This is a genomic window from Pseudactinotalea sp. (assembly GCF_048594945.1).
GTDB lineage: Bacteria > Actinomycetota > Actinomycetes > Actinomycetales > Beutenbergiaceae > Pseudactinotalea.
This window is the reverse complement of sequence record NZ_JBMDXJ010000393.1, coordinates 1-9,518: the sequence shown is the minus strand read 5'-3', so window position 1 is coordinate 9,518 and position 9,518 is coordinate 1. Positions and strand designations below refer to the sequence as shown.

Here is a 9,518-nt window from a genome sequence, read left to right as displayed (position 1 = left end):
TACAGCCCCGACAAGCTCGGCTTCTTCTGAGCCATGCCTCCCACCCATCCCGGTGACGGCGGCGCGCCCGAGCGCGTTGCCGTCACGGAGGCGGCTGCGGAGCTGCTGCGCCGACTGGTGGAACGGAACGGTCCCGTGATGTTCCACCAGTCGGGTGGCTGCTGCGACGGCTCCTCGCCGATGTGCTACCCGGACGGCGACTTCCTCCTCGGAGATGTCGATGTGCACCTGGGCAACCTCGACATCGGAGCCGAGACGACGGTTCCGGTGTGGATGTCGAGTAGCCAGTTCGAGTACTGGAAGCACACCCACCTCACGATCGACGTCGTGCCCGGTCGGGGCGCGGGGTTCTCGCTCGAGGCACCTGAAGGCGTACGGTTCCTGATCCGGTCACGCCTGATGAACGACCAGGAGGTCGAGCAGAGGTCGTAACCTGACCGCGTGAGCGAGCCGACATCGCGGGCACCGGGCTACTATCCCGATCCGGCGTCGAACAACCGGATCCGCTACTGGAACGGCAGTGGCTGGGGCGACCAGCACGAGAACGTGACCGCGCCGACGTCGCTGAGCGGCTCCGGGACTCCGCCGTCAGGTCCCTACGGGACAGCGCCGTCAGCGCCCTACGGAACCCCGCCGTCGGCGCCCTACGGCACGCCGCCCGCGCAGGCTCCGAACACGACCTACCCGGGTGCGCTGCCCGCCCCTGGCCGCGGGCGCGGCCCGCGTGTCGGTGGGGTGCTCGGGTTGGTCGTCCTGCTCGCGCTCGGAGGCCTGGTCTGGGGACTGGTCCGGAACGCCGGGCGGCCGCCGGAGCCGAGCGGCGAGGTGCAGGTGGGCACGCCGCTGGTGGGTGATGTGCCGAGCCGTGGCAGCTGGGCGAGCGCGCTGACGATCGCGGAAGCGGGGGTGTACTGGCTGACCGCCACCGCCGACGAGGATCTGACGATGGCGGTCTACGACCACGACTCGAGGCTCGCCGAGAACGACGATGGGCGACCGTCGGTCTTTCAGATCGACTCGCTCGATCCGGTGCTGATGCTGTACCTGGAGCCGGGTGAGTACATCGTGGCCGTGGAGACGTATCACGCGGAGGCGGCCGACGCCGAGCTGAGAGTGAGCGGCGTCGCCGCGGTCGAGGTCGGAGCCGACCCGGTCGCCGTCACGACCTCGAGCGAGGAGCCGTGGATCGGCTACACCGCGCCGGACCCAGGGTCGATCGGCATCGACGTGCACGCCCAGGTGGACGGTGACGACCTGCAGCTCTACGCCTGGGCCGGTGACGATGCGCTGAGCAACGACGACCGTGCCGATGGCGACCCGCCCGGTGGCGAGTACGACCCGTACCTGGAGATCTCGCGGCCCGGTGGTCGGGTGGTGTTCATGGTGGTGCCGTGGGGGAGCTCGGATACCGAGCACGAAGCCACCGTGAGCGTGAGCCGTACGTGAATCTCCCTCACGCGCGGCCCGAGGTGATCAGTGCCCCACGGGTGCGTCGGCGACCTCGTCCGGCTTGCGGATCATCGCGGCGATCGGAATCGCCAACGCGGCGAGCGCCGCGCCAGCGACGAACGCTCCGCTGACCCCCTCGGCCAATGCGGCCTCGGTCGGCGCGCCGGTGGCCTCCAGCGTGACCTGCCGCGTGACCATCAGCACCACGAAGAGCGCGGTCCCGGCGGCCCCTGCGAGCTGCTGCACCGTGCCGATGGTGGCCGAGCCGTGCGAGTACAGCTGCGGCCGCAGTGAGCCGAGCGCCGAGGTGAACAGGGGCGTGAACGTCAGCGCCAGGCCGATCGAGAGCAGGACGTGCAGCGCGAGCACGGTGCCTGGGTGCGAGCGCTCGTCGAGCTGGGTCATCAAGCCCATGGAGATGGCCACCAGCGTGCATCCCGGCACCACCAGCGGGCGCGGGCCCCAGCGATCGAACAACCGCCCCACGATCGGCCCGAGCAGCCCCATGGTCAGGCCGCCGGGCACCAACAGCAGCCCGGTCTGCAGGCTCTCCAGGTGCAGCGCATCCTGCAGGTACAGAGGCAGCAGGATGATCGTGCCGAACAGTGCGCCCATCAGCACGAGCATCAGCAGCACGGAGAACGTGAAGGTGCGGCTGGTGAACGTGCGGAGGTCGAGGAGCGCCTCGTCCGTCCGCTGCAGCACTCGCTGGCGCAGCACGAACAGGACGAGCGAGACGACACCCACGGCGATCGGCACCGCCGGTGCGACCGCCGGCGGGTGGTAGACGGACTCGCCGATCGAGGACAACCCGAAGATCAGCCCACCGAACCCCAGACCCGAGAGCCCGACCGAGGGAGCGTCCAGTCGGAGCTTGCGCGGCTCCGTCACGTTCGGGACCCGCAGGATCCCGATCACCAACATCGTCAGCACCAGCGGCAGAACCACCCAGAACAAGCCGCGCCAGTCCAGCACCGAGAGGATCAGACCCGACACCGCCGGTCCGATGGCCGGCGCCACGGACATCACGATGGAGATGTTTCCCATCACGCGACCACGGCGCAGCGGCGGCACGAGCTGCATCACCGTGGTCATCAGGAGCGGCATCATGATCGCGGTGCCGATCGCCTGCACCACGCGCCCACCGACGAGGATCCCGAAGTCGGGAGCGATCGCGCAGATCAGCGTTCCCACCGAGAACGAGATCATGGCGGCGCAGTAGATCGTCCGGGTGGACAACCGCTGCAGAAGGAAGCCCGTGACGGGGATGACCACGGCCATCGTGAGCATGAACGCGGTCGTGACCCATTGCGCCGTGGCCGCCTGGATGCGCAGGGCACTCATGATGTGGGAGAGCGCCACGCCCATGATCGTCTCGTTGAGGATGAGCACGAACGCGCTGGCCAGCAGCAGCGTGATCACGAGGCGAGTACGGGGATCGAGCCGCTCGGACGGTGGCTGGAGGGCGGGCGGCGCGGGCTGAGTCACGAGGCAGCACCTTAAGCGCCTTACCCTGCCGCCCCGCCAGCCAATACGCCGACGGCGCAATCCGACAGGTACCTCAGCTTGGGACTGCCCAACATGCGAGACCGCACTGGCCCCCGCGCGACTGTCGCTGTCGGCAGACCTAACGTCATCGTGTGGAGCCGGAGTGGCGGGTCGCCGTGGTCGTGCTGGCGCTCGCCCTGGGGTTTCTCGGCTGGTGGGTTGCCCAGCGCAGCCGTGGCGTTCTGAGGGCCACCCCGGTGGGTGGAGCCATCCCGACGGCGGTGGCTCACCTCGCGGGTGAGCGCCTCACCGTGCTGCAGGTCTCGAGCGAGCACTGCAGTGCGTGCCTTCGAGGTGCCCGGGTCTGGCGGGAGGCGATCGGCGGTGGGCTCGGAGTCGGCTTCGCCGAGATCGACGCCTCCGACCACATGGACCTGGTCCGTGAGCTCGGCATCCTCACCACTCCGACGGCCCTGGTCTACGACGGCGCGGGACAGCTGCGCGGACGCGTCACCGGCGCACCGACCCCCAGGGCGGCGACCGACGCCCTCGAACGTGCACAGAACGGAGCGCTCCGATGAGCGGCCACAACTCACCCCTCGGCCAGGTCGCCGCTCCGCGCGCCGGCATCGATCCACGTGGCCCGCGCGTCGGCGCGGCCCTGACCGCAGTGCTGCTCGTGGTGGCGATCCTGCTGGGTCCCGGTGCGGGCACAGCGGTCCTCGCCGTCGTCGTGGCCTCGTTCCTGCTCGGCGCGGTGCGCGGCGCGCAGGGCACCTGGCAGGGCTTGTTGTTCGCCAGGTTCGTGCGCCCTCGACTTGCGCACCAGGCGGAGCTCGAGGCACCGGAGCCACCGCAGTTCGCTCAGGTCGTGGGCCTGGTCATCACGGGCGTCGGCCTGGGTCTCACGTTGCTCGGACTCACCTGGGCGCTGACCGTGTTCGGGGTTCTCGCGTTGGTGGCAGCAGCGCTCAACGCCCTGACCGGTTTCTGCCTGGGCTGCGAGATCTACCTGCTGCTGCGGCGGTTCGCGACCGCGCGCACCTGAGGTGCCGGATGCGCCGGCCAGCGCTCAGGCGAGCGCCGGCATGACCTCGCGTTCGAACAGCTCGATGCTGCCACGATCGAATGCGGCATCCGGGAAGTAGGTGATCGCGTACTCCAGGCCGAGCGCCTTGACCGCCGAGAGCTGCTCGGCGACCTGCTCGGGAGTTCCGAAACCGATGTTCGAGCGGATCCCCTCCACGATCGAGGCAGCGCGCTCGGTGCCGAGCACCGATGCCACGCGCGCCTCGTGCGCGGCGAGCCGGTCTGCGGCCTCGGCCTGCGTGGCGCCCAGAACCACGTTGTAGTCGGCGGTACGGGTGATCGCCTCGAAGGGACGTCCGACCCTCTCGCAGTGGCCGCGCAGGACTTCGCTCTTGTGAGCGAATCCTTGCGGCGAGCCGTCGAAGTTGGTGTAGTCCGCGTACTGGGCCGCGATCCGCAACGTCACCTTCTCGCCGCCGCCGGCGATCCAGAGCGGGATGCCGCCCTGCTGCAGGGGGAGCGGTCGCACGATGGCGCCGTCCACCTGGTAGTGCGCGCCGTCGAGCGTCGCCACGCCGTGAGTCCACGCCTGCCGCATGATCTGCACGCCCTCGTCGAGGCGGGCGAGCCGCTCCCCAGCACGCGGGAAGCCGTACCCGTAGGCGCGCCACTCGTGCTCGTACCAGCCGCCGCCGATGCCCATCTGGGCACGACCGCCGGAGATCACGTCGACCGTGGCGGCAACCTTCGCGAGATAGGCGGGGTTGCGGTAGCTCATGCAACTGCACATCTGGCCGAGCTTGACGCGCGAGGTCGTGGCGGCGAACGCCGCCATCAGGGTCCATGCCTCGTGCGTGGCTTCTTCGGTCGGCTCGGGCGTGGTGTGGAAGTGGTCGTAGACCCAGATCGAGTCCCACGGACCGTCGTCGGCGTGGCGGGCCACCGCCAGCATTCGGTCCCACTGCTCGGCCGGGTCGATGCCGACCAGGTCGAGGCGCCATCCCTGCGGTACGAAGAGTCCGAATCTCATGGCGCCATCCAACCAGGTGCGCAGGTCAGCCGAGTGTGCGTTCTCGGCGGCGTTGCGCGAGGCGGCGACGTATCCAGAACGCCATGGCGACGAGGGTCAGGAGGAACACGATCACGAGAATCGGCACGAGGATCGCGAGCACGGTCATCGTGAGCGATGAGATGTCCTCGACCGTGGAGACCACCGGGGCGCCGACGCCTCCGGTGGACAGGTTCACCACCGCGCGCCCACTGGCCTTCGCCAGATGGGTCGCGAGCGCGAGAACGAGCCCGATGAGGAACGGCACCACGGCCGAGCTGGTGAAGAACTCGCCGGGGTCGGTGATCGCGTGCGTCTCGGAGCTGGACCCTGCGGCGAAGACGATGCCGCCCGCCGTCGGGCGCACCAGGGTCTGGACCACGTCGTTGACGTGGTCCACGGCCGGGACCTTGTCTGCCACCACGTCGAGTGCCAGCAGCACACCCAGCACCACCAGGACCCAGGGATTCTCGAGCCAGAGCCACTGAGTGGGTAGCTCGACCAGGTCGGTGTACCGGGCGAGCAGCCCGATCGAGAGCATCGGGATGAACGCGTTGAGCCCCGCGGACAGTGCCAGGCCCGACCCGGTGAGCAACTCGAGCATCGCGACCTCCCCTTGATCCATCCCTGACCGGGCGAGACCCCGGGTGGCGGCAGCCATTCTCGCACCGTCGAGGGTCCCCGGCCGGGCAAGCACACCGGATCACCTACGCTTGCGGCGTGGGCGAGATGGAGCGCGAGAGGGTCGAGGACGTCGACACCGCGCCCGATCGTGTCTGGACCATCCCGAACGTCATCTCGTTCGTCCGGCTGCTCATGGTCCCCGTGGTGCTGGTCCTGATCCTGCGTGGACAGGACGTGGCCGCTGTGATCGTGCTGATCGCCTCCGCAGCCAGCGACTGGTTCGACGGCCTGATCGCCCGCCGCTTCAACCAGATCTCGAAGCTGGGCCGATTCCTGGACCCCTCCGCGGACCGACTCTTCATCGCGGTCACGCTCATCGGCATGGCCGTGCGCGGACTGGTGCCGTGGTGGCTCGTGGCCGTGGTCTTCGCCCGTGACGCGGTCGTGGGCGTGATGCTGCCCTTCATGGTGCGCCGCGGCTATCCCGGCTTTCCGGTGCACCTGGCCGGGAAGGCGGGCACCTTCGCGCTCATGTACGCCTTCCCGCTCCTGCTCCTGACGAATCTCGACGGCGTCCCCGGTGATGTCGCGTGGGTGGTCGGGTGGGCCGCTGCTTGGTGGGGCGTCTTCCTGTACTGGTGCGCGGCCGCCCTGTACGTGGACCAGTTCCGCCAGATCGTCACCGCTGACACGGTGGCGAGCAGGGTACGACCGTGACAGAGCGGGACGTCCCGCCCCCCGCCGAGCCCCGGCCCGACGCCTCGATGACCTTGCTCCGCGAGGTCATGGAACGTCCGCTGGACGCCGGGTACGCGGAGGCAGCAGCGCGGCGCGAGGCGGGTGAGGCGCCATCGAGTGGGCTGCAGCGTGCGGGCAGGGCGCTGCTCGTTGCCGTACTCGCGGCTGCGATCGGGCTCGGTGGCGTGTGGGCGGCGCGCGAGTTGCGGAACCCGGCTCCCGGGCCGAGCGCGCGACAGCTGCTGGTCGAGCAGATCCGGGAGCGCTCCGAGATCACGGCGGGGCTCGTGGAAGAGAACGCCGGGCTCCGCTCCGAGATCCAGGAGCTGCAGGAGCAGGCATTCGGCGATGCCGCCGCATCGACGAACGCGCAGGCCGCAGAGCTCGGCATCTGGGCGGGCACCACCGCTGTGGCCGGTCCGGGGGTCGTCATCACGATGGCCGACTCCTCGCGGGCGCAGGCCGGCGAGCCAGGCAGCGAGAACGAGCGGGTGCAGGACTTCGACCTGCAGGTCGTGGTCAACGCCCTGTGGGCGAGCGGCGCCGAGTCGATCGCGATCAACGGGATCCGGCTCACCGGGTCGACAGCGATCCGCACGGCGGGGTCTGCGGTCCTCGTCGACCTGCAGCCGTTGGTCTCCCCGTACCAGATCGAGGCGATCGGGGACCCGGAGGGGATGCGCACCTCCTTCGCTCGGACCTCCGGTGCAGCGCACCTGAGTGCACTGAGCTCGGCGTGGGGGATCACGAGCCAGCTCGTGGTGGCGGACGACCTCCAGCTCCCTGCGGGCTCGACGTCCACGATGGCCTCGACGGTGCCGAGCGATCAGGGCTGAGCGACGTGGCATGCGAGACTGACAACGGTCCGAGGAGGGGAGGAGGCGCACGATGATCGCAGTGATCGGGCTCGTGATCGGGGTCGTGCTCGGCCTGGTGCTGCAGCCGACCGTGCCCGCCGAGCTGCAGCCGTACCTCCCGATCGCGGTCGTCGCGGCTCTCGACGCCTTGTTCGGCGCCGTGCGTGCGCGTCTGGAGAAGAAGTTCGACGACCGGGTGTTCGTGACCTCGTTCCTCTTCAACGTGCTCGTCGCGGCGTTCATCGTGTTCCTCGGAGACCAGCTCGGCGTGGGTGCGCAGCTGAGCACGGCCGTGGTGGTGGTGCTCGGGATCCGGATCTTCTCCAATGCGGCCTCGATCCGACGACATGTCCTGAAGGCATGAGCGAGAACCCGCCGGAGGAGCCGGTCACGGAGAATCGCGGGCGCGGCATCCGCAGCCAGGTGCTGGTCGCCGGTCTGTGTCTGCTGCTCGGGTTCGCGATCGTCACGCAGGTCCGCCAGACGCAGGGGGACGAGCTCGCAGGGATGCGGCAGGACGAACTGATCCGACTGCTCGCCGAGATCAACCAGCGCAACGAGGCACTCGTCGCCGAGGCGGATGGCCTGCGCGAGGACCGCGCCGCGCTGCTCAGCGGTTCGGACGCGAGCCGCTCGGCTGAGGACTACCTCGAGGTGCAACAGATCCTCGCCGGCACGGTCCCGGTCGAGGGCCCCGGCGTGGTCGTGGAGATCACCACGACCCCGGAGGTGACCGCGCAAGACCTGGTGCACATGCTCGAGGAGCTGCGAAATGCCGGCGCTGAGGCGATCGAGCTCTCCGGTGTGCGAGTGGTGGCGTCGAGCCATGTGGCCCAGGCGGACGACGGGACGTTGAGCGTGGACGGCACGCCGCTCGGCGAGATGCACGAGTGGCGGGTGATCGGCAACGCCGACACGATCGATGCCGCACTCGACATCCCTGGCGGCGCGCACGACTCGTTCGCGGGTGCGGGCGCGACCTTCGAGGTCGAGAAGCGTCCGCTGGTGCAGATCACCGCGATCCGTGAGGTCGAACCACCCGAGTACGCCACCCCCAGATCCGACGAGAACTGACTCCCTCTCACCCTCAACCGGAGGGTAAGGTTCACGTCTAGCCATGCTCGCCGTCCCCTCAGGAAAGTCGACCCGATGACCACCGAAGATCCCGACGCCTTCTCGCAAGGGCACACGACGGCGAGCTTCGATCGCATCGTCCCTGGTGAGCCGGAGCCCGCTCGCGGCGGCACCGACGCGAGCGACCGGGCCGCCATCGATGCGCTCCCGCCATCGTCCGCCCTGCTGATCGTGCAGCACGGCCCGAATGCGGGAGCCCGGTTCCTGCTCGACGCCGAGCGGGTCACAGCCGGCCGTGACATCAAGGCCGATATCTTCCTCGACGATGTCACGGTCTCGCGCAAGCACGCGGAGTTCGTGTTCGCCGATGGCGAGTTCGTCGTACGTGACGTCGGCAGCCTCAACGGCAGCTACGTGAACCGGGAGCGCATCGACTCCGCCACCCTCGTCGCCGGGGACGAGGTGCAGATCGGCAAGTACCGCCTGACGTTCCATCCCAGTCCCAACCGGAGCGCGGCGAGCGCGCCGTCAGAGCCTGCACCGTGACGGTCGCCGACGCTCACGGCCACGAGGAGGCGGAGCGCTGGCCGTTCGGGGTGCCGCGTACCCCGACCATGAGCATCGGGTCGGCGCTCAGCGTGCTCCAGCAGGAGTTCCCCGCGGTGACGATCTCGAAGATCCGGTTCCTCGAGGACCAGGACATCGTCTGCCCGCATCGCACGCCGTCGGGCTACCGCACCTATCGCCAGGCCGACATCGAGCGGTTGCGGTTCGCGCTCGCGGCGCAGCGAGACTCCTACCTGCCCTGGGCGAAGATCCGTGAGCGACTCGATGAGCTCGACAACGGCACAGCGGGCGTCCCGGCGCCCGGAGCCCGCGTGGTGACCGAGGATGGTGAGCTGTCCTCGGCCGTGACACGCAGCCGGTTGACGTCGGCACAGCTGGCTGAGGCAGCCGGAGCCGACGAGGCGCTGGTGGGCGAGCTGACCGAAGTCGGTCTGATCGGTACTGACGCCGGCAGCAAATACCCGGCCGGGTCGGTCGAGGTGGTCCGTGCGGTGGTCGAGCTCGGGGAGCACGGTCTGCAGGTGCGGCACCTGCGGGCGTTGCGGTCGGCGGCGGATCGCCAGATCGACATGGTGGAGGCGATCGTGGCGCCGGTGCGCTCGCACCGATCAGGCCCCGGTTCCTCCGGGTCCCGGGCACGTGCA

At 69.5% G+C, this 9,518-nt stretch carries 13 protein-coding genes; 10 read left to right on the top strand and 3 right to left on the bottom strand.

From position 1 onward, the window contains the following. Positions 1-33: 33 nt before the first annotated feature. A complete protein-coding gene (locus tag ACOJSN_RS17870) occupies positions 34-432 on the top strand; it encodes a DUF779 domain-containing protein (RefSeq protein WP_420113842.1) in 399 nt (132 codons plus the stop codon). 9 nt (positions 433-441) lie between these two features. Continuing rightward, entirely contained in the window at positions 442-1,446 is a 1,005-nt protein-coding gene (locus ACOJSN_RS17865) for a DUF2510 domain-containing protein (protein ID WP_420113841.1), read from the top strand. Positions 1,447-1,473: 27 nt separating this feature from the next. Here ACOJSN_RS17865 and ACOJSN_RS17860 read toward each other — a convergent pair whose 3' ends face one another. Continuing rightward, positions 1,474-2,937: an MDR family MFS transporter gene (locus ACOJSN_RS17860; protein WP_420113840.1), complete on the bottom strand. Its 1,464-nt coding sequence runs from the start codon at positions 2,935-2,937 to the stop codon at positions 1,474-1,476. 152 nt (positions 2,938-3,089) lie between these two features. Here ACOJSN_RS17860 and ACOJSN_RS17855 point away from each other — a divergent pair, with 152 nt between their 5' ends. Both ACOJSN_RS17855 and ACOJSN_RS17850 read left to right on the top strand, forming a co-directional pair. Continuing rightward, entirely contained in the window at positions 3,090-3,518 is a 429-nt protein-coding gene (locus ACOJSN_RS17855; protein ID WP_420113839.1) for a thioredoxin family protein, read from the top strand. After that, a complete protein-coding gene (locus ACOJSN_RS17850; RefSeq protein ID WP_420113838.1) occupies positions 3,515-3,985 on the top strand; it encodes a DUF4395 domain-containing protein in 471 nt (156 codons plus the stop codon). The genes ACOJSN_RS17855 and ACOJSN_RS17850 overlap by 4 nt, the downstream gene beginning before the upstream one ends. A gap of 24 nt (positions 3,986-4,009) precedes the next feature. Here ACOJSN_RS17850 and ACOJSN_RS17845 read toward each other — a convergent pair whose 3' ends face one another. Continuing rightward, positions 4,010-4,996, bottom strand: coding sequence for an LLM class F420-dependent oxidoreductase (locus tag ACOJSN_RS17845; RefSeq protein ID WP_420113837.1), 987 nt, complete (start codon positions 4,994-4,996; stop codon positions 4,010-4,012). Between the two features lie 25 nt (positions 4,997-5,021). Further along, on the bottom strand, positions 5,022-5,675 hold the full coding sequence (locus ACOJSN_RS17840) for a DUF4126 domain-containing protein (protein WP_420113836.1): 654 nt from the start codon (positions 5,673-5,675) through the stop codon (positions 5,022-5,024). A 68-nt stretch (positions 5,676-5,743) separates the two neighbouring features. On the opposite strand from ACOJSN_RS17840, the gene ACOJSN_RS17835 reads away from it, so the two are divergent. The 6 genes from ACOJSN_RS17835 to ACOJSN_RS17810 all read left to right on the top strand — a co-directional run. Then, entirely contained in the window at positions 5,744-6,355 is a 612-nt protein-coding gene (locus ACOJSN_RS17835; RefSeq protein WP_420113843.1) for a CDP-alcohol phosphatidyltransferase family protein, read from the top strand. Further along, positions 6,352-7,212, top strand: coding sequence for a DUF881 domain-containing protein (locus ACOJSN_RS17830; protein ID WP_420113835.1), 861 nt, complete (start codon positions 6,352-6,354; stop codon positions 7,210-7,212). Before ACOJSN_RS17835 ends, ACOJSN_RS17830 begins: the two co-directional genes overlap by 4 nt. A gap of 52 nt (positions 7,213-7,264) precedes the next feature. Continuing rightward, entirely contained in the window at positions 7,265-7,597 is a 333-nt protein-coding gene (locus ACOJSN_RS17825) for a small basic family protein (RefSeq protein ID WP_420113834.1), read from the top strand. Then, complete coding sequence (locus tag ACOJSN_RS17820) at positions 7,594-8,307, top strand: DUF881 domain-containing protein (protein WP_420113833.1); 714 nt, start codon at positions 7,594-7,596, stop codon at positions 8,305-8,307. The genes ACOJSN_RS17825 and ACOJSN_RS17820 overlap by 4 nt, the downstream gene beginning before the upstream one ends. A gap of 75 nt (positions 8,308-8,382) precedes the next feature. Continuing rightward, positions 8,383-8,853: an FHA domain-containing protein gene (locus ACOJSN_RS17815; RefSeq protein WP_420113832.1), complete on the top strand. Its 471-nt coding sequence runs from the start codon at positions 8,383-8,385 to the stop codon at positions 8,851-8,853. Beyond that, positions 8,850-9,518, top strand: a 669-nt coding sequence (locus ACOJSN_RS17810) for a MerR family transcriptional regulator (protein ID WP_420113831.1), incomplete at its 3' end; no start/stop codon positions are given. The genes ACOJSN_RS17815 and ACOJSN_RS17810, both read left to right, overlap by 4 nt.